20 protein-coding genes are annotated in these 22,738 nt (G+C 36.0%); 6 read left to right on the top strand and 14 right to left on the bottom strand.

All coding sequences use genetic code 11. From position 1 onward, the window contains the following. Positions 1-241: 241 nt before the first annotated feature. Positions 242-1,957: an acetate--CoA ligase gene (gene acsA / locus Q8X41_RS07525; protein ID WP_397539634.1), complete on the bottom strand. Its 1,716-nt coding sequence runs from the start codon at positions 1,955-1,957 to the stop codon at positions 242-244. A 193-nt stretch (positions 1,958-2,150) separates the two neighbouring features. Here acsA and Q8X41_RS07530 point away from each other — a divergent pair, with 193 nt between their 5' ends. The 4 genes from Q8X41_RS07530 to aac(6') all read left to right on the top strand — a co-directional run bounded on the left by Q8X41_RS07530 (position 2,151) and on the right by aac(6') (position 5,116). Continuing rightward, complete coding sequence (locus Q8X41_RS07530; protein WP_397539635.1) at positions 2,151-2,783, top strand: GNAT family N-acetyltransferase; 633 nt, start codon at positions 2,151-2,153, stop codon at positions 2,781-2,783. Between the two features lie 22 nt (positions 2,784-2,805). Then, on the top strand, positions 2,806-3,456 hold the full coding sequence (locus tag Q8X41_RS07535; protein ID WP_397540219.1) for an acetoin utilization AcuB family protein: 651 nt from the start codon (positions 2,806-2,808) through the stop codon (positions 3,454-3,456). Beyond that, positions 3,423-4,619 carry an acetoin utilization protein AcuC gene (locus tag Q8X41_RS07540; RefSeq protein ID WP_397539636.1) on the top strand — a complete coding sequence of 399 codons (1,197 nt, stop codon included), beginning with the start codon at positions 3,423-3,425 and terminating at the stop codon, positions 4,617-4,619. Before Q8X41_RS07535 ends, Q8X41_RS07540 begins: the two co-directional genes overlap by 34 nt. Before the next feature lie 62 nt (positions 4,620-4,681). Further along, positions 4,682-5,116: an aminoglycoside 6'-N-acetyltransferase gene (gene aac(6'), locus Q8X41_RS07545; protein ID WP_397539637.1), complete on the top strand. Its 435-nt coding sequence runs from the start codon at positions 4,682-4,684 to the stop codon at positions 5,114-5,116. Between the two features lie 155 nt (positions 5,117-5,271). Here aac(6') and ccpA read toward each other — a convergent pair whose 3' ends face one another. Both ccpA and Q8X41_RS07555 read right to left on the bottom strand, forming a co-directional pair. Next, on the bottom strand, positions 5,272-6,270 hold the full coding sequence (gene ccpA, locus Q8X41_RS07550) for a catabolite control protein A (RefSeq protein WP_397539638.1): 999 nt from the start codon (positions 6,268-6,270) through the stop codon (positions 5,272-5,274). Between the two features lie 109 nt (positions 6,271-6,379). Further along, positions 6,380-7,465, bottom strand: coding sequence for a bifunctional 3-deoxy-7-phosphoheptulonate synthase/chorismate mutase (locus Q8X41_RS07555; RefSeq protein ID WP_397539639.1), 1,086 nt, complete (start codon positions 7,463-7,465; stop codon positions 6,380-6,382). 178 nt (positions 7,466-7,643) lie between these two features. Here Q8X41_RS07555 and Q8X41_RS07560 point away from each other — a divergent pair, with 178 nt between their 5' ends. Then, complete coding sequence (locus tag Q8X41_RS07560) at positions 7,644-9,824, top strand: cell division protein FtsA (protein ID WP_397539640.1); 2,181 nt, start codon at positions 7,644-7,646, stop codon at positions 9,822-9,824. A gap of 21 nt (positions 9,825-9,845) precedes the next feature. Here Q8X41_RS07560 and Q8X41_RS07565 read toward each other — a convergent pair whose 3' ends face one another. From Q8X41_RS07565 to Q8X41_RS07610, 10 genes are all read right to left on the bottom strand, one after another. Then, positions 9,846-10,394 carry a YtxH domain-containing protein gene (locus tag Q8X41_RS07565; RefSeq protein WP_397539641.1) on the bottom strand — a complete coding sequence of 183 codons (549 nt, stop codon included), beginning with the start codon at positions 10,392-10,394 and terminating at the stop codon, positions 9,846-9,848. Between the two features lie 18 nt (positions 10,395-10,412). Further along, positions 10,413-10,877, bottom strand: a complete 465-nt coding sequence (locus tag Q8X41_RS07570) for a DUF948 domain-containing protein (RefSeq protein WP_397539642.1) — start codon at positions 10,875-10,877, stop codon at positions 10,413-10,415. A 343-nt stretch (positions 10,878-11,220) separates the two neighbouring features. Then, positions 11,221-12,525 (bottom strand): UDP-N-acetylmuramate--L-alanine ligase, encoded by a 1,305-nt coding sequence (murC, locus tag Q8X41_RS07575; RefSeq protein WP_397539643.1) that lies wholly within the window; start codon positions 12,523-12,525, stop codon positions 11,221-11,223. Between the two features lie 369 nt (positions 12,526-12,894). Next, on the bottom strand, positions 12,895-16,149 hold the full coding sequence (locus Q8X41_RS07580) for a DNA translocase FtsK (protein ID WP_397539644.1): 3,255 nt from the start codon (positions 16,147-16,149) through the stop codon (positions 12,895-12,897). Between the two features lie 595 nt (positions 16,150-16,744). Further along, positions 16,745-17,353 (bottom strand): YtpR family tRNA-binding protein, encoded by a 609-nt coding sequence (gene ytpR, locus Q8X41_RS07585; protein ID WP_397539645.1) that lies wholly within the window; start codon positions 17,351-17,353, stop codon positions 16,745-16,747. Continuing rightward, positions 17,350-18,165 carry a DUF1444 domain-containing protein gene (locus Q8X41_RS07590; protein WP_397539647.1) on the bottom strand — a complete coding sequence of 272 codons (816 nt, stop codon included), beginning with the start codon at positions 18,163-18,165 and terminating at the stop codon, positions 17,350-17,352. The genes ytpR and Q8X41_RS07590 overlap by 4 nt, the downstream gene beginning before the upstream one ends. Before the next feature lie 27 nt (positions 18,166-18,192). Beyond that, complete coding sequence (locus Q8X41_RS07595) at positions 18,193-18,504, bottom strand: thioredoxin family protein (RefSeq protein ID WP_397539648.1); 312 nt, start codon at positions 18,502-18,504, stop codon at positions 18,193-18,195. Between the two features lie 10 nt (positions 18,505-18,514). After that, positions 18,515-19,036 (bottom strand): hypothetical protein, encoded by a 522-nt coding sequence (locus tag Q8X41_RS07600; protein WP_397539649.1) that lies wholly within the window; start codon positions 19,034-19,036, stop codon positions 18,515-18,517. A 66-nt stretch (positions 19,037-19,102) separates the two neighbouring features. Further along, entirely contained in the window at positions 19,103-19,645 is a 543-nt protein-coding gene (locus Q8X41_RS07605; RefSeq protein WP_397539650.1) for a DUF84 family protein, read from the bottom strand. Positions 19,646-19,807: 162 nt separating this feature from the next. Further along, a complete protein-coding gene (locus Q8X41_RS07610) occupies positions 19,808-20,866 on the bottom strand; it encodes a M42 family metallopeptidase (protein WP_397540220.1) in 1,059 nt (352 codons plus the stop codon). 197 nt (positions 20,867-21,063) lie between these two features. Between Q8X41_RS07610 and Q8X41_RS07615 the strand changes: the two genes are divergently transcribed. Beyond that, positions 21,064-21,378 carry a hypothetical protein gene (locus Q8X41_RS07615; protein ID WP_397539651.1) on the top strand — a complete coding sequence of 105 codons (315 nt, stop codon included), beginning with the start codon at positions 21,064-21,066 and terminating at the stop codon, positions 21,376-21,378. Positions 21,379-21,810: 432 nt separating this feature from the next. Here Q8X41_RS07615 and Q8X41_RS07620 read toward each other — a convergent pair whose 3' ends face one another. Next, a complete protein-coding gene (locus Q8X41_RS07620; protein WP_397539652.1) occupies positions 21,811-22,677 on the bottom strand; it encodes an MBL fold metallo-hydrolase in 867 nt (288 codons plus the stop codon). Positions 22,678-22,738: the final 61 nt, after the last annotated feature.

The raw sequence follows: 22,738 nt of genomic DNA on the forward strand, positions 1-22,738 counted from the left end.
ATCTCACTCTTTTTTTGTTGGAAATTCATGAAAATTAAAGCTAAGATTCATGTGGATTCATAAAAGTAGACAACGAAAAAGGCATCTCAATAGTCTCCCCTCAACTTTGAGATGCCCTTTAATTATTCAGACATGTTGCTCAAAGAACATGTCTACTTTTTATAAGAAATATACCCCTTTATTTTTTATCCCCATTACACGCAAACAATAGCTAGTCCAATATTAGACTCTTAAAATACTATTAATCTTCCATTGTAGATAAATCACCTGTAGGTAGATCAAGTTCCCATGCTTTTAGAACACGGCGCATAATTTTGCCACTTCGTGTTTTAGGTAATTTATCTTTAAATTCAATCTCACGAGGTGCTGCATGTGCTGCTAAGCCTGTTTTGACAAATTGTTTAATCTCTTCTTCCAGTTCAACAGATGGTTCAATACCTTCTATTAATGCAATAAATGCTTTAATAATTTCTCCACGTACAGGATCTGGTTTACCAATTACACCAGCTTCAAGAATTAATGGATGTTCCAGTAATTTACTTTCCACTTCAAATGGGCCAACTCGTTCTCCAGCTGTCATGATAATATCATCTATACGTCCTTGGAACCAAAAGTAGCCATTATCATCCATATAAGCAGAATCACCTGAAACATACCATTCTCCTGCTAAGAAATAAGATTCATAGCGAGCGGGATTATTCCAAATTTGACGCATCATTGATGGCCACCCTTTTCTAAACGCTAAATTCCCCATTGTAAATGGTGGTAGTTCATTCCCTTGGTCATCTACGATTGCCGCTTCAATACCTGGGATTGGTTTACCCATCGAGCCCGGTTTAATTTCCATTGAAGGGTAATTACAAATCATTTGGGCACCAGTTTCAGTCATCCACCAAGTATCATGAATACGATGATGAAGTACTTGATATCCCCATTTAACAACTTCTGGATTTAGCGGTTCACCAACTGATACAACGTGACGTAAAGCAGATAAATCATAGTCTTTAAGAATATCATCACCAGCACCCATTAACATACGAAACGCAGTAGGCGCACTATACCAAACTGTAACTCCATAATTTTGTAAAGCCTTATACCATGATTGAGGTGAAAAACGACCTCCTATAACTACAACTGTAGTTCCAACTAACCATGGACCAAAAATGCCATATGCTGTTCCAGTAACCCAACCAGGATCTGCTGTACACCAGTAAATATCATCTTCTCTTAAATCAAGCACCCATTTTGCTGTTTGATATTGTTGAAGCATTGCATTGTGTACATGCAAGACCCCTTTAGGTTTTCCAGTAGAACCAGATGTATAATGGAGTACCATACCATCTTCACGGTCAACCCATTCAATTTCAGTTTCAACTGAAGCCTCTATTAAAAGCTTTTGAAGATCCTTGATCTGTTCGGTTTCTTCAATGTTTTCGCCTACAAGAAATACGGTCTTTAGTAGAGGAAGACGATCAAGCGGTACTCGTTTTAATAAAGATGGTGTTGTCACTAACGCACTTGCACCACTATCACTTAAACGATCATATACAGCACCTTCCATAAAGGCTTCAAAGAGTGGGCCAGCAATAATTCCTTTTTTAATACTACCTATTATTGAAAAATATAATTCTGGTGAGCGAGGCATAAAGACAAAAAGACGGTCCCCTTTTTCTAAACCTGCTTGTTGAAATACATTAGCAGCTTTATTTGTCCATTCCTTTACGTCCTGAAAAGTATAAGATTCTGTTCTTGTCCCATCTTCAAAGTAAAGAGCAACTTTGTTTCTTAGTTCAGATTCAGCGTGTCGGTCTACTGCTTCATAACCCATATTGACCAGACCTGTATGAGACCAACTAAATGCTTGTTCTGTTTCCTTCCAATCAAATGTTTCTTTCACTTCGTCATAGTCATGTAATTGATATTCACCTTTTGTTACCAGTAACGGTTCAATCCTCAATATCAATACCCCCTTATTTCAACTACTACCACCTATTATATAACAGTTCTACCCTATTGTATAACAAAAATTTTTAGAGAATTTTAATAATTTTATCGACAGTATAAATACACATAAATTTCTCATTTATGAGGTTTTTTTCTACTTTACTCATGTATAATAAATTAAAAAAGAAAAGCGAGGGGGTGAGTGTATGGAACATCTTCGAACATATTATTCAAAGAAAATAGAATCTTCTCTCGGAACGATTGTTGTGGAAGGTCCTATTGCTACTGAAAACCTTCAAAAGCTTAAGTTTCATGACGGTTTGACGGCTTTCCGGATACCTGAACAACAATTTGCTGCAATCGTAGAAATTTCGAAACTTCCTGAAGGTCGAATGATTATTGCTCGTTTAGATCAAACAATTATTGCATATGCAACTTTTCTTTATCCAGATCCTCTTGAACGTTGGTCAGAGGGGAAAATGGATAACTTAATAGAATTAGGAGCAATTGAAGTCGCACCTGAATTCCGTGGAACTGGAGTCGGGAAAAGCATACTGCAAGTATCAATGATGGACGATGCGATGGATGATTACATTGTAATCACAACAGAATATTACTGGCATTGGGATCTAAAAAGAACGGGTCTTAATGTATGGGAATATCGTAAAGTTATGGAGAAAATGATGCAAGCAGGCGGATTAGAAGTGGCAGCAACGGATGATCCTGAGATTTCCTCTCATCCCGCTAACTGTTTAATGGTAAGAATCGGAAGGCGAGTCAATCAAGATTCAATTGAAAAGTTTGATCAATTACGTTTTATGAATCGTTATATGTACTGATTATTAAAGAAGGGGTGATATGATGTTAGTTGAAGAAATAATGAATACCAATGTTATTACATTGCAGCCATCTCATACGATAAAAGATGCGGTCAAAATTATGAAAGAGCATAAAATTCGACATTTACCAATAACTGATAATCATAACAAATTAGTGGGACTTATTACAGAAAGAGATCTAAAAAATGCACTCCCCTCCTCTCTTTTAAAAAATAAAGATGAAAGTATATACGAACAAACATTAGAAACCGTGATGATTTCTCAACCAATTGTAGGACATCCACTTGATTTTATCGAAGAAGTAGCATTAATTTTATATGAACACCGCATTGGTTGCATGCCTATCGTAAGTGGCGGACAGTTAGTCGGTATAATTACAGGAACCGATTTATTGTATACATACATTGAAATTACAGGTGCCACAAAACCTAGTTCTCAAATTGAGATCCGAGTTTGCGATAAAATTGGTACACTTCATGAAATTGCCCAAATTTTCACAAACCATCATGCAAGTATTTTAAGTGTGTTAGTTTATCCTGATACACAAGATGAGAAACAAAAGATTCTATCAATTCGTGTAACAATCATGAATCCTCTACCAATCATTGATGATTTACGCAAGGAAGGATTTGATGTGCTATGGCCAAATATGCCGGGCATCAATCGCCAATAAAAAAAGCGATTTTTGTTTATTCAACTGATCAATTAGACTATAAATTTTCTGATACGCACCCATTTAACCAAAAAAGGCTTCAATTAACAGTAGACCTTCTTGAAAGTATTAAGGCACTAGTCGAAGATGATATTATCAAGCCTCGTACTGCGACCTTGGAAGAACTTCTTCTTGGGCATGATCTTCGTTACATAGAGGCTGTTAAAATGGCGGGACATGGCGAACTTACTCCTAAACAAGGTGAGGCTTTTGGAATCGGAACTGAAGATACTCCAATATTCCCCAATATGCATGAAGCGAGTGCAAAGATTGTCGGTGGTACACTCACAGCTTGTGATTATGTCATGCAAGGTAAGTCACAACATGCATTGAACCTCGGAGGAGGCCTCCATCACGGCTTCAAAGGTCGAGCGTCTGGATTTTGTATTTATAATGATAGTACTGTAGCAATTAAATATATGCAGAAGAAATATAATGCACGTGTTCTATATATTGATACAGATGCTCATCATGGTGATGGTGTACAATGGAGTTTTTATGACGATCCAAACGTTTGCACTGTCTCGATTCATGAAACAGGTCGTTATCTATTTCCTGGAACTGGAGCTGTTACAGAAAGAGGTAGTGGACAAGGTTATGGAACATCTTTTAATTTTCCAATTGACGCCTTCACAGAAGACGAATCCTTTTTAGATGTCTATAGAACTGCATTACGTGAAATTACAGCTTTCTTTAAACCTGATGTCATTCTATCTCAAAATGGTGCTGATGCTCATTATTTTGATCCCTTAACGCATCTTTATGGAACGATGAATATTTATAAGGAAATTCCTAAACTGGCTCATGAGCTGGCTCATGAATTTTGTGATGGCAAATGGATTGCAGTTGGAGGCGGAGGCTATGATATTTGGAGAGTAGTACCTCGTGCATGGTCACTAATATGGACAGAAATGACAGATCAACCATTGCCAACAGGTGAACTTCCTCAAATTTGGATTGATAAATGGCAAAAAGAATCACCTGTAAACCTGATTCCTACTTGGATGGACCCCGATAACCTTTATGAGCCTATACCTCGTAAAGCTGAAATCACGGAAAAAAACCATCAAGTTCTCGAAAAAGCGTTATATCAAATCCGATCCGAAAAAAGCAAATCTAACTAGTCACGCTAACTAGGTAGTCATTTCAACTAGTTTTTATAAATTATATTAATAGAGGCGATTATATGCTCAAACAGTCAACACTAAAGGAAGCCACAATTGCTGCAGAATTAGCATTACTACTTTGGCCAGGTCATTCTATAGAGGAATTTACACACGATATGCAAGGGTATATTTCTTCTGAAGATGTAGCAATTTTTTTGGCTTACTATAACGATGAGGCGATTGGCTTTGCACAATGTCAATTACGAAGGGATTATGTCGAGGGAACTGAATCTAATCCAGTTGGTTACTTAGAAGGACTTTTTGTTAAAGAATTATTTCGCCAACAAGGCTATGCAAGATTACTAGTAACTCACTGTGAACATTGGGCAAAACGAAAAGGATGTATGGAATTTGCAAGTGACTGTGAATTACATAATGAAGAAAGTCTATCCATGCACTTAAAATTGGGATTCACAGAGGCGAATCGTATAATATGCTTTACGAAAAAACTTTAAAATGGAAAAATTTGAACTTATAGATGTAGTATATATTTGAGATACCTAAACTTTAATTAATCTGGTTCCACACCTTTACCACTATAAATTAGCAAAATAAAAAAAGGCCTGTTTCTTTCTCTATTATTAAATAGAAAATGAAACAGCCTTTTTTGTTATTTCGTTGAATTTCTGTCTTCAATGCGGTGAGGCAAAATGAAATCCGCTTCGTCTACGTGCTCTTTGTTCATATATTTCGTTAGTAATCGCATTGACACTGCACCGATATCATAAAGTGGTAGTACAACACTTGTTAATTGAGGACGAACCATACGAGCCAATTTTGAATTTTCAAAACTAATTATTTCATAATCATCTGGAACTTTTTTGCCCAAATCTTGTGCACCATGAATAATACCGATTGCTAATTCATCACTTCCTACAAAAAATGCAGTTGGTGGATCTTGTAGACTACTTAAAGTATTAAAATCCTCTAAACCACTATCATATGAATCCTCAGAGGCAATGACTAAATCGTCATCTACTTCAATACCAGCTTCTTCTAATGCTTTTTTATAGCCCTCAAATTTATATTTCTTATTAATAGTAGATGTAAATGGTCCAGACACATATGCTATGCGTTTATGTCCATTATCGATAAATCGCTTAACAGCTTCATACGCAGCTTGTAAATAGTCAATATTAACAGAAGGCACTGACTTTGATTCATCGATAGATCCTGCCAAAACGATTGGAACAGGTGAATGGCTCATTTTATTTTGTAACTCATCAGTTACCTGATCACTCATCATCACGATACCATCAACTTGTTTTCCATACATATTGTCTAATAATTGCAATTCTTTTTCTTCTCGTTGGTCAGAGTTTGAAAGAATGATGTTATAGCGATACATTGTCGCAACATCTTCAATACCACGAGCTAATTCCGCGTAGAAAATATTTGAAATATCCGGAATAATAACGCCAACAGTTGTCGTCTTTTTACTTGCTAAGCCACGAGCGACCGCATTAGGTCTGTACTCTAATCGTGCAATAACATCGAGCACTTTTTTTCTTGTAGTTGGTTTAACGTTCGGATTTCCATTCACAACACGAGAAACCGTTGCCATTGAAACATTCGCTTCTCGTGCAACATCATAAATTGTTACGGTCACTTGATGACACCCCTTTTCGTATCTTATTTTAATGATACGATAAATTGGAAGCGATTTTCAAGAAAATAAAAGTGACGATTCTAGTAATTTGAATCGTCACATAATAAATTTATGCTTGTACTTGATAATTTTTCATGAAATTTTGAATTTGGTCATAAAAATCATCAAATTGTGGAATACTCATTTGTTGTTGAGCATCAGATAATGCAACTGCTGGATCTGGATGAACTTCTGCCATAACACCATCAGCACCAATTGCGATAGCCGCTTTGGCACAAGGTAGTAGTAAATCACGACGACCAGTTGAGTGGGTTACGTCCACAAAGACTGGTAAATGTGTTTCTTGTTTTAAAACTGGAACAGCGGAAATATCTAATGTATTACGTGTTGCTTTCTCATAAGTACGGATACCACGTTCACAAAGGATAATTTGGTCATTCCCCTTAGAAATAATGTATTCAGCCGCATTGATAAATTCATCAATTGTTGCAGCAATACCACGTTTTAAAAGCACTGGTTTTTTTGTTGCACCCGCTGCTTTTAACAACTCAAAGTTTTGCATATTACGTGCACCGATTTGAATTACATCAATGTAATCTAAGGCTTCTTCTAAGTGAGCTGGTGTAACGATTTCAGAAACAATACCTAATCCGTATTTTTGACCAACTTCTTTAAGAATCTTCAACCCTTCAAGACCTAGACCTTGGAAATCATATGGTGAAGTACGAGGTTTATAAGCTCCCCCACGCATTAATTTTAAGCCTTTTGCTTGAATAGATTCTGCAACAGCAGCAGTTTGTTCATAAGACTCTACAGCACATGGACCAAAGACAAATGAAGGTTTTCCCTTTCCGATTGGTTCACCGTTTACTGTAACAATCGTATCCTCTGGTTTACGTTTACGCGATACTAATAGTTCTTTTTTATGATTTGTTTCTTGTAGTTTTAAGGCTGATTTGAAAATCTCTTTAAAAATATGTTCAATTGTACCTTGACTTAACGGACCTTGATGATGCTCTTTCAATAGATTCAACATATGTCTCTCACGAAGAGGGTCATAACGGTTTACACCTTGTTTCTCTTTAACTTTCCCAATTTCTTGTACTACTTCAGCACGTTCATTGATTAAACGTAAAATTTCAAGGTTTAATTCATCCACGCTGTCACGTAAGTGATCTAAATTTTGATGACTCATTGCCGTTTCTCCTCTCTTCCTCGTATCAGGTACTTTCAGAAGTCTGAAAACTATGATACATTTTATGATATTAGGAACATTATAATCAATTCAACTAAGAATGTCACGCATTTTTTCTTTAGCGCTTCAACGCGATAAAGTTCGTATACTTATTTTATGCTAGAAAGGTTGTGTAAATGTGGCTTCAAAGCTTTTTGCATTAGACATTGGAACACGTTCTGTCGTTGGTATTATTTTAGAAGAACAAGATAACAGTTTCCATGTAGTCGATTTAATCGCAGAGGAACACAAAGAACGTGCCATGGTAGATGGCCAAATACATAATGTAATACATGTTGCAACAGTCATCCAACATATTAAAGAACAATTAGAGGAAAAACATGGCCCACTTCGCTCAGTAAGTGTAGCAGCTGCAGGACGAGCATTAAAAACCGAACAAGCATCGGTCACTCTAGATATTAAAAATCGTCCCGCTATGACAGAAGATGATATCAGCCGCTTAGAATTAGCAGCCGTACAAAAGGCGCAACAACAATTACTTGACCATAAAGAAAATAATAACGGTAGTCATTATTATTGCGTTGGTTATTCTGTTTTATACTACAGATTAGATAGTGAAGAAATTGGTAATTTAATGGATCAGCAAGGCGAGTCAGCAGAAGTAGAGGTAATTGCTACATTCTTGCCGAGAGTCGTCGTAGAATCACTGCTAGCAGCCTTAAAACGTGCAGATTTGGAAATGGAAGGATTAACTTTAGAACCAATCGCAGCAATTAATGCTTTAATTCCTACAACAATGCGACGTTTAAATATTGCACTCGTTGATATTGGTGCTGGAACATCCGATATTGCCATTACAAATAGAGGCACAGTTACAGCATATGGAATGGTGCCAACTGCTGGAGATGAAATTACAGAGGCATTAAGTGATCATTACTTGTTAGACTTCCCTGTTGCTGAAAAAGTAAAACGTGATATGTCCAAATATGATGAGATTATGATTTCAGACATTTTAGGTTTTGAGCAACTTTACTCAAAAAATGAAATAATGGATACTTTACGTCCTGCAGTCACATCCCTTGCAGCTGCGATTGGTAATGAAATTCTCCGTCTTAATAGCAATGTAGCTCCAAAAGCAGTATTACTTGTAGGTGGAGGAAGTTTAACACCAGAAATCACAGATGAATTATGTAAAGTTCTTGAAATTCCCAATAATCGTGTTGGCGTTCGAGGTATTGATGCCATCCAAAAACTAACTCGGGAAGATCATGTTCCAGCTTCACCTGAGCTTGTAACACCTATTGGCATTGCAATTTCCGCGAAAAGTTCACCGATTAAATATATGTCTGTAAAAGTAAATAATCAAATCATCCGTCTATTCGAATTAAAAGAAATGACTGTTGCAGATGCACTATTAGCGGCAAATGTTAGCATTAATAGATTATATGGAAAACCAGGATTGGCTATGTGCATAAAAGTGAACGGACAAGATATCTTCGTACCAGGTGGACACGGTAGCCCTACAGAGATTTTTGTAAACGGTGAAAAAACAACAACCAAACACCCTATTCAAAATAATGATGTAATCGAACTGATCGAAGGGATTAATGGTGAACCTGCCAAGGCAACCATTCAAGACATGATTGAATTTAACGAAAAACGTACCGTATACGTGGATAATCAGCCATTTTCAATCGAGCCAAGTTTTACATTAAATGGACAACCTGCTGAAATGAAAACAACGCTTCAAGATGGTGATGTATTAACAATAGAAACAGCTACGACTGTTGAACAAATTTTAAATTGGATAGAGAAAGAAGCTCTATTAAATCAACTTCGCCCATTTACCATCTCTATTGATGGTAAGACTTTACAATTACCAAGTTTTAATAATGTTATTCTTATAAACAATCAACCTGTGAAATCCTATTTCCAAATACAAGATGGAGATCATATTCGTATTCAAGATAAGAGTAATCCAACTGTGCTTGATATAGCTGAACACTTGAATATGCTAATAGAAAATCGTATTTTCGTTACATTCCAAGATGAACAATTAGAGTTGAAAAAAAAGTGCTTCGAAATATTAGTAAACGGGCAACCTGCGAATATAATGACCGATATTCGTAGTGGAGATACAATTCATTTTTTACCATCTGAATCTTCTAATTGGATTTATCAAGATGTCTTCCGCTATTCAAATTGGCAATTACCTACCAATTTCAAAGGAACCTTTGAAGTATTGCGAAATGATGAACCTTCTCAATTTGATGAAGAAATCTTTGGCGGGGATCAACTCAAGATTCATCTTATTCCAGCGACGGTAACTCACACACTACAAAAAAGCACTGCAGAGTAATTTCCGCAGTGCTTCATTTTATTATTTTGTTTCTTTTTCAGCTGTTTCAGTTAAAGCTTCTTCAATTGCAGCGCTGACTGTTGTATGTTCTTTGTTTTCAGCTTCGTATTCAGCAATTGTTTTTTCCATCGTTTCCATAATATCTAAAGGTTCTTCACCTTCATATGAAACAGTACCATCATCAAATGGTGGAGTTGCAGTTGATTTTAAAGATTTTACTTTACCGACTAATTGGCCAGATTGTGCTTGTACCATTTTAGAAAGTTCCACTGTTTTTTCTTTGGCTGAATTAGTAAATCCAGCACTTTTCTCTTTAAATTGACTTGCTTGAACAGCTACATCAGTGCGTAACTCTTTCCCTGCTTTAGGAGCCAAAAATAGTGCAGTTGCAGCACCAACTACGCCCCCAACAAAAGCACCAATGATAAAATCTTTTATATTAACGCTTCCATCATCATTCGTATATAAAGATTCAGAACGTCTTTCATATGTTTGCGGTAAATAAGTTTGACCATTTTCTTCATAGCCTACGTTTCTTACTTCACTGTAATTCGGTTTTTGCTCTACCATACTACTTATACCCCCTTATTATTTGCGCTTTCTTGTCTTTGGTGCATCTTCATAAATCGTTTCATTTTCAACGGGTTTTTGTTTTTTTATCTTTTCACGAATTCCGATAAAGGCATTTCCCCATTGGATTACTTGAGCGATTTGATCGCTGTTTTTTGTTACATTCGTGTTAATAGATGAAGTTACGTTTTTCACTGAATCGCTTAAACCACTAACAGAATCCCCAAAACCTTTAACAGCATTAACTACTGAGTTCAATTGTTGAGATTTTTCTTGAATATCTTCAGCAAGCATATTTGTCTTTTCTAATAGGCTTGTAGATTCTCGAGTGATTCCTTCCATTTGGCCTTCAATACCAGCCATTGTATTTGCAACATTATTCATTGTCTTTTTCAACGAATTCAATGTCATTGCTAAACTTACACATAGCACTAGAAAACCAATTGCGGCTACTAATGCTGCAATGTATAGAATAACGATCATTTTAATACCCCCCATTCTCTATATATGGATTTTTCCACAAAATAAGTGTATTTAAACATCACTTACCTAATTACATTCTACAAATTTTTTCTATATCCTGCCATAGAAATATTATCCCATTCATTCAGCTTGAATAAACAATTTTTTTTACTTTTAAAATATCTAGTTCATTACAACTATATTATGTATGCTCAAATGAATCAATTATGCAAAAATTTTCGGACAAAATCTGTTACCTGTAACAAAATAAAGATTAACCCCGGTTATAAAAAACTACGGAAAACAAACTATACCGTTTTCCGCAGTTTCATTTTAACATATCTAATACATGAACTCTGTCATTCTACTTTTCTTTTAATAATTCCTCAAATGCTTCTTGAAATTTGTGAATATCTCCTGCACCCATAAATAAGAATACGGAATTTTTATGTTCTAATAATTCTGGTACACAATCCATTGTTAATAAATTGCAGTCTTCGATTAGATCAGCTAAATCATTGATTGATAATGCCCCAGTTTTTTCACGTGCAGATCCGAAAATGTCACATAAATATACACAATCAGCTTGACTTAAGCTATTCGCAAAGTTTTGTAGGAATGCTTGCGTGCGAGTGAAAGTATGTGGTTGGAAAATAGCAACAAGTTCACGATCTGGATATTTTTGACGTGCAGATTGAATCGTTGCGCTAATTTCGGTCGGGTGATGTGCATAGTCATCGATTAATGTACGTTCACCAAAATCTGTTTCTGTAAAGCGACGTTTTACTCCATGATAAGTATGAAGGCGTTCTTGAATTAGATCTGCCGGAAGTCCTTCATAGTGACAAAGTGAGATAACAGCTAAAGTATTTAACACATTATGGTCACCGAACATTGGGATAAAGAATTTGCTATAAAACTCGTTACGAACATAAACTTCAAAAGAAGTACCTTTTGTCGTTTTTTCTACATTACGAGCTTCGAAATCATTTTCAGATCCGAAACCATAATATACAACCGGAACATTCGCTTTAATTTTTTGTAATTGTTCATCATCACCACATGCAACAATAGCTTTCTTCACTTGAAGTGCCATTGATTGGAATGCGTCAAAGACATCCTCTACGTCTTTGTAATAATCGGGATGATCAAAATCAATATTTGTCATAACTGCATAGTCTGGATGATAGGCAAGGAAATGGCGACGATATTCGCAAGCTTCCATAACAAGATTTTGTGCGTTTTTAGCACCGCCACCTGTTCCATCCCCAATTAAAAATGATGTTGGACTAGCACCCTCTAATACATGTGCCATTAAGCCCGTAGTTGAAGTCTTACCATGAGCACCTGTAATAGCTACTGATGTAAATTTCTCTAAATAGCTACCTAAGAATTCGTGATAACGAATTACTTCAACACCTAATTCTTTAGCGCGCACAATTTCTGGATGGCTGTCAGGAAAAGCATTTCCTGCAATAACAGTCATACCTGGTTTAATATTATCTTCATTAAATGGCAAAATTGTAATGTTACGTTTCCTAAGTGGTTCTTCAGTGAAAAAATACGTTTCTATATCTGAGCCTTGCACTTGTTCTCCTGAATCAAATAGGATTTGAGCAAGTGAGCTCATTCCTGAACCTTTAATACCTGTAAAATGATAAACTGTCATGTTGAAACCTCCCGGGAAAGTTTCCTAACCCTTGAATAATCAAATCTATGAACTGCTCACCGTAAAACGGTGGCTTCTTGGTTAGATTAGCCTTAAAAGCTCTTCCAATCAAGCAAAACCCTCTTGTTCCTCAAGTTTTTGAGTTGTCAATAGACTTTATCAATAGTCACTATCATCCATTGATTGGTTTACTCTAACCTATAAAACTTACCTTTGTTTTCAAAAATATGAATATAGTAAGTCCAATTTTATATATTCTAAATTAAAACATCTACCATTATAGCACGATTTTCCGCTGTTCAAAAATAAACACTAATTCCTTATTATTTTCTACTTAAATTAGAGAAAATATGCTTAAATCCATAAAATTTATGCGTGGTTAGAACCGAATATTTCATTTATATCAGGTTCTGTTAAAAATACGTCTCTTGGCTTTGTTCCTTTAGATTCTGAGATAAAGCCTTGAGCCTCCATCATATCCACTAATCTAGCTGCTCTATTATAACCAATACGATATTTTCGTTGAAGAGATGATGCTGATACTGATCCTTCACTACAAATAAAACGGCAAGCTTCTTCGAACAGTTCATCTTGATCTTCAATTGAATCTACTTTTTTGAGTAGCTCTTCTTGTTCAAAAATATAATCAGGTTCACCTAGTGTGCGAACAAAGTTTGTCACAGCTTCAATTTCCTCATCTGTGACGTAAGTACCTTGTACGCGAACTGGTGCAGACATACCATTACCTAAATATAGCATATCTCCTCTACCTAATAATCGTTCAGCACCTTGACTATCTAAAATCGTACGAGAATCCACATTTGATGATACAGAGAATGCAATTCGTGTTGGGATATTAGATTTAATCAGACCAGTAATAACATCAACAGAAGGACGTTGTGTTGCTAATACAAGATGAATACCACAAGCACGAGCTTTTTGTGCAATACGGCAAATAGACTCTTCTACTTCTTGTGGAGACATCATCATTAAATCTGCTAATTCATCTATCACAATTACAAGATAAGGCATTTTCAAAGAGAATTTACGATCCTTTTCTACCATTTTATTGTAGCGTGTAATATCACGTGCACCCACATGAGCAAACAGCTGATAACGACGATCCATTTCTTCTACAGCCCATTTAAGTGCAGCAGTCGCTGCCTTGACATCTGTAATAACCGGACTTACTAGATGTGGAATATGATTGAAAGGTGCAAGTTCCACCATTTTCGGATCGATTAACATCAATTTTACATCTTGCGGACTAGCTTTCAAGAGTAAACTAATTAAAAGTGAATTTATACACACAGATTTTCCTGAACCAGTAGCTCCAGCAATCATTCCATGTGGCATTTTACGTAAATCAATAGTAACAGGTTCCCCAGTTAAGTCTAAACCTAATGCCGCTTCAAGAGGCGATTTGGAATCAACAAAAGATTCACTGGTCACCACTTCTGAAAGTCTGACAGGTCGAGAAGTACGATTTGGTATCTCAATACCGATTGAACTTTTCCCTGGAATTGGTGCTTGAATACGAATGTCTTTTGCAGCAAGTGCTAATTTTAAGTCATCAGCTAAGTTTCGTATTTTACTTACCTTAACCCCGTGTCCAACAGTGATCTCAAATTGGGTTACTGCTGGCCCTTGAACGATTTGTACAATTTCCCCTTCAATTTGGAAATAAGATAATGCTTCAATCAGCTTTTCTCCTTGAGCATCCATCCACTCAAAGTCCTCTGTTTGTTCTTCAGGAGATTCAAGGTAAGAAAGAGCTTCTTCAAGGTGTTCATTTATAGCTGGTGGCTCTTGTTCTTCTATTATATTACTTTGTTGAACTAAAGCATCTTGAATTTGTACGGATTCTTTGTGTTCTTCTGACTCCCTTTGCATTGAAGGTATTTCCATCATGGTAACTGCTGAATCAGCTTTTGAAATCACATTCTCAATAAAACCTTGATCTGCAACGTCCGACTCTGTATCTTGATCATTTGAAGTACGGTCCTCTACTTTTGCTGAAGCACTAGAAACAGGCTTTGCATAAGATGCTCCCCAAGATTTTGCACCAGGTAATGGGATAGCTTGAGGAATAGATTGCTCCATTTTTTTCTTATCTGATTTAAGCATGACGACATTAAAAGGTACTCTGCTACCAGTTGTTATAGGTTCTTCTTGCTTTTCTATTTCTGCATTTTCAACTTCGTTCCCTGTTTCTTTTTCAATATCTGCAATTGTTGCATCATCTTCTGTCAGTCCTTCTAGTGAATGATCATTATCATGATCTACTAAGAAGTCTGTTTCTAAAGGTAATTTCTTTTCAATCGTTGCAACTTGTACTTCAATTTTTTCTTCTTCAGAAATTGTTTTAGTTATATTTTCTTTGAAAATTTCATTCTCTTTTTCTGTTTCAATAGTTTTTGAAATAAAGTTTGCAATTTCAACTTTTTCTTCTACATTGCTTTGCTCAATAAGTGAAGATGGTGTCAACGTATCTAATGGCTCTTCCTCGATAACGCTTTCTTCAATAGAAGTTTGAGACGGAAGATGAGTTTCAGCTGTTTCTTCAACTATATGTTGAACTTCGACATTTTGAACCTGTCCTTTGTTCTCTTCTATTTGTATATCTTTGTCCACTTCAAATTCCTTAATTTGTTCACTTATGCTCTCATAATCTTGTCCAGAAATAAGAGTGTCTTCTTCTACTTTAGGTACGCTCTCACTTGTTGATGGTGAAGTATTTAACAAACTTGTTGAATTTGTAGATGGCTCTTCAATCTTTTCTAGTTGTAGTGTTGTAGCAGCTACCTCTTCTAAAGCAGCTTTTTCTTGACTTTTTTGTTCACTACTTTGCTCTTTCCCATTCTCTTTTTCATCTAACAAATCATATATATTACTTTCACGTTTAGGTCGTTTTTGGAAGCCATAAATTGGTGAAGGGACATCTGTCGGCACAAATTTTTTCTTCTGTGGTGTATATGATTGTTTTACCAGTTCTTCAACAACTAGATTTTGCGGTTTCTTTTCTGGTTTCTTTTCTGGTATCTTTTCTGGTATCTTTTCTTTTCTTTGAGGTTTTGAATTTTTGATTCCACTAGGGTTAAATGGATTATAGTTTTCCCTACTTGTCTTTTCGACTACTCCTCTTAAGCCACGTGGTTCACGAGTAAATGGTGAATACTGTTCTGGTCGCTGGTTTGTAGGTTTTCGCGGTTCCTGATACTGAGCTTGGGTTGCTTGTTGTTTTTGAACAGGACGAGCTAGTTCTTCTGGTTGCATCCAATCAGGTAATTCTACTTTTCTATTTTGGATTTGCTTACTAGATGATTCAGTAGGTCTTGCACCTTGAAATGTTCTATTATTTTCATCAGGAATCATTGGGAAATTAAATGATTCTCTTCTACGTATAAAATTGGGTTCAGTACTTTGCACTTGTTGTCTAGGTTGTTGTTGATAATCATTTTCTATATATGGTGTTTCTTCTTCATACTCGTAGTTATTTTCATATTGATCAAATGATTTATATAGTTGTTCGTCGTTAATATTGTTATTATCATTATTCTTTATTGATGTTTCTTCGATCTCGTCTCCTAAAACTCGAGAGACAATTTTTTTGAACCAACTCATATTATGCACCACTCTTTTCTAAATCATTGCCTTCATTTTAGCAGTAATAAAGGCTCTCATGCAATGCGTTTGAAACGATTCAGTCAGATATCCTTATTTTTTTACTTGGAATTTGTTTATTCGAAAAAATCTGCGGTGATTTTTCCCTATTTTGAAATATTAATTTTATGTAAAATATTTTGGGAAGTGGAATCAGCTTCAATTTCCGAAGGCGAACCGAAGAGCCTCCTCACTTCGGGGTCTCTGGCTTTTTCCTGCAGGAGTCTTCGCTGATTCCACTCCTACAATAATTCCATCACAAAATTTTATTATTAAAAATTCATGCATTTTGACTTTTTCAGTCGCCTAGATAGCGATGCTCCTGCGATTACTCGTCGCAAAAATCCTTTCACTGCATGGTCTCAGCTGCCAGTTTTTCGGCAGGAGTGTCAGAGCATTCACCTCCACTTTTCTACAACTCTATACTAGATTGTGCGAACACCCTAACAAATAGTATAGATTAGAAAAACTGTTATAGAATTTTTTGAAAAGCACAAAAGTGCCTTACTCCATTTAAGAGGAAGGCACTTCTGTTAATAACATTATTTTATTTTTATTAGAATTTGAATGCTGAACCTACTTCTGCATTATCATCTAAAATCATAATCCCTTTAACTTGAGGAGCGTTTTGGATAGCTAATTCACGTGCTGAACACAACATACCGTAAGAATCAACGCCACGTAATGCAGATTCTTTGATTACCATACCTGATGGCATTACTGCCCCAATTTTTGCAACAACTACATGTTGTCCTTCTGCAACATTTGGAGCACCACATACAATTTGTAATGGTTGATCCTCGCCGACATCAACTTTACAAATATGTAGTTTGTCAGCATTTGGATGTTCTCCAACTTCTTTAACAAATCCCACTACAAATTTAGGTGATAAATCAACGTCTAAGCTTACAGTTGCACCGCTTTTTGCAATTACTTCTTCTAATTTTGCAACAAGTTCTTTTGTTACTTCAATGTTTCCTACTTCTTCAATCGCTAGATAATGGCTGGCATTAAAAAGGTTAAAACCTTTCACTTCACCTGTTGCGCCCTCTTTAAGTAATACTAAATCTCCATGTCTTTCTAATTCCGTTTTGACAATCGCTTCTGTAGCTAATTGGACGAGTAGAACGTCACCTACATGCGCTTTGTTGTACGATACGATCATTGTTTTTCTTGCTCCTTTTTTACTCTGTTTTTCGCTAAGATAAAGATGGGCTCTAAACGACCTTCTTCATAAACAAAGGACAGCGATGTAATTGGCACTGCTCCTACAGTAAAGAAGTGCATAGTCATTTGAGCTAATACATCATAACCTGTATTATTGCGAATGTCACCGATAATCAGTACATCTTGATGAGGTACCGAAACGGTCATTTCACCTTCAATTTTACCACGCATTTCTTTTAAAAAGGCATCATTTAAAATTCGACTTGCGTCATAGCCATCATTTTCATTTAAAAAGTAAAAGAAATTACCTGCTACTTCATCTCTCTTTACATTTGTTGGTAAATTACGCACTTGGAATCGGGCAGATTCTTTAATCTGTTCAGCCGGTATCTGTAGCTTGTTAACCATATCTTCATCGATTAATCGGTACGTATTGCCAAGATCTAATGCGTAGTAAATACGTGTTTCAGCAGTATGCTCTGTTGTGATAAAGGCATGTCCCTCTTTTGACTTTTTCGGAAAAGAACCTGAACGTATAACAGGGTATATATTCATTAATTCCTGAAAACCTTGTTCTTTTTCCTTTTTCATGGCATCAAAGGTTTGTTCAATCGTATATACCACTTCATCGATTGCCTTTTCTTTACGCGTATCATATTTTGTCAGTACATCTCCTAAAAAAAGATCCATACCTTTCCCAGTTTCAAGATGCTCTAACCGTAATTTATTTGTTTTAGAATCTAGCTTCCATTCAAAGTGAGCTTTGCCTAGACGCTCTTTTAAAATAACGACCAATTCTTGTGCTGTCATCTGGTGACTCACTCCTTTAATTGCAACTTATTGAGCTTGTAAAAATGTTTCAATTTCTTCTTGTGTTTTGCGATCTTTGGAAATAAAGCGACCAGTTTCTTCACCTTTGTTATATGCAACAAAACTTGGTATTCCATAAACATCAAGTTCTCCACATAAATCAATGAATTGATCACGATCTACAGAAATAAATGTGTATTCACTATATTTTTCTTCTACTTCAGGCATAAACGGTTCGATAAAATGGCAATCTGGGCACCATCCAGCTGTAAATAAGAAGACATGTTTTCCTTGTTCTTTTAATGCATTGTATTGTTCCACTGATTGTAAATTTTCCAATGTCGTAGCCTCACTTGTTTTTTAATTGTACAGAAAGAGCGATTGTCATCAGTTCAGGTATCGTTTTGCTTATGTCATCATCATTTGCAACCCCTGTGACCTTTACCCCGCCAGTACTAGCAATTACTTCATAGTTGTCATTATCTTTCTTTAAAACACTTGCAAAGCCAAAACGTCCATTCTTTTTATACGTTTGTTCTTTAATAATATCGTCTTTTAAGCTTTTATGAATTGCATTGTAAAAGCTTTGACTATCTTGTGACTCATTTGGATTGATAAAAAGCGAATACGTACCTTTGCCCTTCGATAAAATAATATTCGTTTCATCTGAAGAGGTTTTCACTTTGTAGCCATTAGGTAGATAAAATTTCAAATGTTCAGAAGACACCGTACTATCCTTTGGTTTCGAATTAAAAACTGTCTTTGCTTCTGAAAACCCTTTCGACATTTGAGAATCTACTGATTTACCACATGCTGCAAGATTCAGTAAGAACACACTTAAAACGAGTAGTTTGGTACATTGACGGAACATATGTAATTCCTCCATTCGTACTTAGACTAACTTTATTGTAAGATGCCTTATAGGCCGTTGCAACTATCATGCATTATCTTGCTTTTTCGTGTATTTTTGATAAAAAAAATATTGTCCAACTAATTGTTGCAGAATATGTTCGAACATTTCTTTCCGATTAATCATACCATCCGTAAAAATACCAATAGCCCCTTCATTTTGACTAGTATCTAATTGATGTACAAAATCGTCCATCACAGGGCCTAATTCACGACCATTCTCTATTTGCACTACTATTTCATTTGGTAATGGAATTTGAGCCCCAGCAGCAGTTAGGACTTGTCCATTTGATAGGGCCAATGCCCCCCAATTACATAAGTACATGATGTTACCAACCTTTGTGACACCACCCTCTAAACCAAAAGCCATATCAGCATTGGTTTCCGCCAAAGTCTTCTTAGCACGATTCATAGCACCCAGTCTAGTTTCTTCAGTTGATATTGGTTGTGCAGAAACACCTGAATCTACTGCAATATGTTCGAATGTCAATATATCATGAAAATGTTTAGTAACTACGGAAAGTACTGCGCCTACTTTTGCTTTATTTGTCGTACCAATTCCTACTTTCATCTTGACACTTCCTTCATTATAAATAAAAAGAGGTTCCAAATATGGAACCTCTTTTAGTATACCAAATTTTAGTTTACCGTATCTAGCAACACACATCAGCCTCGCAAGGGTTCAAACGATGTAACCCCATTAGCCGTTGCACGAAGTGAGCCACCTTCGCTTTTATTTGTTACGAATTGTATCTAAAGTTGAACGATCTGCATTTTTTACAAGTTGTACGATTAATTCTTTTGCAGCATCGATATCATCTGTGTGAATTACAGATGCGTGGGAATGGATATAGCGTGAGCAAATACCAATAACAGTACTTGGGACACCATCATTTGAAATGTGAACATTACCAGCATCTGTACCACCTGGTGATACAAAGTATTGATATGGAATATTATTTGATTCCGCTGTATCTAATACATATTCACGCATACCTTTATGCGTTACCATTGTACGGTCAAAAATACGAAGAAGTGGACCATTACCTAATTGGCCAAATTGATTTTTATCTCCAGAAACATCATTTGCAGGGCTTGCATCTAATGCAAAGAAAAGGTCTGGTTTAATCATATTCGCAGAAACCTTCGCACCACGTAGCCCTACCTCTTCCATGACGTTTGCTCCTGAATACAATGTATTTGGAAGTTTTTCATCTTTTAATTCTTTTAATAATTCAATTGCTAAGCCGCAACCATAGCGATTATCCCAAGCTTTTGCCATGATTTTCTTAGGATTTGCCATTGGTGTAAATGGACAAATTGGAATAATTGATTGGCCAGGACGAACTCCCATTCGAATGGCATCCTCTTTATCGTCAGCTCCAATATCAATTAACATATTGCTAATTTCCATAGGCTTTGCTTGCATTTCAGGTGTTAATAAATGTTTTGGCACAGATGCAATGACGCCTGGAATAGGACCATTTGATGTATACAGCTCAACGCGTTGAGCAAGCATTACTTGGTTCCACCACCCACCAAGAGTTTGGAAACGAATCATTCCATTGTCTGTAATTTGGGTAACCATAAACGCTACTTCATCCATATGACCTGCAACTAAAATGTGTGGGCCATTTTCGTCACCTTTTTTCAAACCAAAAATACCGCCTAAATTGTCTTGTACAATTTCGTCAGCATATTTCGATAATTCTTGACGCATATAAGCGCGAACCGCATGCTCATTACCTGGAGCACCTGGTAATTCTGTGAGTATCTTAAACATTTCTAACATATCTTGTTTCACTTAAAAGCCTCCCTTATGAGCCATTCCCTATTATTGTAGACAAAAAACTGGAAAAATTCCACCCTTATATTTCGAATATCGAAATGCTGTTTTTTTCAAGAAATCCCCTCTTAATGTCCATCTTATTGTCACACCATTAAATGTATATGGTACACTAATTGCATAAACAAAAGGGGGCGTATTTAATGAAATTGCGTGATTTCTTACTAGGAGTCGTAACAGGAATTGCTGCGACATATATCATTAAAGAAGTTAGTGAAAAGGTGAATCCATATAAAAATGCGAATAATGTTTTAGAAGATATTAAAGATGCTTTTAAAGCGCAAGGGCCAATCGATGGATCATGGATTTTCATGGAGCCTCAAACATTCCACAAAGAAGATATTGAAATCCCTATTTACAAAGGGGGTATCTCTCGCGTAGAAGAAGGAGAAACTGTGAATTTCGAATTTGCTGCTGATGCGAGAACAGGATCTGTTGTTGATTTGGTGAGAGTATAAGAGTTATTAATGCTATATTGATATTTTATATTCCCAGCTTATTCTTTGAATAGGTTGGGGATTTTTTATTTGAATTTACGACTTTTCAAGTCTGCTTTTAATTGGAATTATTGATGTGAACAGCAAAAAAATAACCCTCACATTATAGAGGGCACTGGAAAACTATTTTATTCCTAATTTTCATAGTATAAATCTGCTAAAACATGAAGTGGAATCAGCTTCGCTCCCCGTAGGAGAACCAACGAGCCTACTCGCTGTGCTGCGGGGTATCTCTGGGGCTCGTTTTCCCTCAGATAAAGATTGCTCCTGCTGAGCAAAAGAATTTTGGCTGATTCCACTTCAACAATAATTTCATCACAAATTTTATTATTAAAATTCCTGTATTTTGACTTTTTCAGTGTCCTCACATTATGCGGGGCATGAACATTCGATCTATAATGCTGTTGTATGGGATTCTCTTGTGCGAGGTAATTCTCCAAGAACTTCTTTTCCTGTTGGATCCCATTTGATTAAACGTTTGAAGGCATCATGATAGAAGCTAAACCAATAGCCATTATCAAGAGCTTCTTTTACTAATTTTTCTTTGGCAAAAATCGATGTCATTGGATAATCATCATACGCTAGTACCCATAAAGGATTTTGATGTGCATGCGTTGGCATTATATCTGCCATGTGCAAAATCGTTTCTCCTTTTTGTGTTAATCGAATGATACTATGTCCGTCGCTATGCCCCCCTGTATGTACCATTAAGATTCCTGGCAATACTTCTAATTGCTCATCAAATGGCTTCACTTGATCAACAATCGGCTTCCAATTAGCTTCCCAATAAGTATTTGCTGATCGAATATTCGGTTCACGTATTTCATCCCATTCAATCTGTGAAACAAAAATTTCAGCATTTGCAAATGTAGGCACTAGTTTTTCACCTTGCAATTTTGTTAATCCACAAGCGTGATCAAAATGTAAATGTGTCATTAATACATAATCAATATCATCTGTAGTTAATTCTAACTCTTGCAAACTATCATCAATTTTTGATTGTTCAGTAACTCCATAATTACGAAGCTGCTTGTCCGTAAATTTTCCATTTCCAACACCAGAATCGATTAGTAGATTCTTCCCTTGATATTGTATTAAAATTGGATCTGTTCGTAATTCAATTTGATTATTATCGTTTACTGGGTATTTTCGTGACCATAATGGCTTTGGTACCACACCAAACATTGCACCACCATCTAAAAAATTTACTCCCCCATTTAACCATGTTAACTTCATGTCATGAAATTGAAACGTATCCATACTAAAGATCCCCCTTTGTATAAATCTTTGCATCTTATATTTAATGAATGATGCTTCACAT

Origin of the sequence: Rummeliibacillus pycnus (assembly GCF_044359855.1) — a bacterium.
Lineage (GTDB): Bacteria > Bacillota > Bacilli > Bacillales_A > Planococcaceae > Rummeliibacillus > Rummeliibacillus pycnus_A.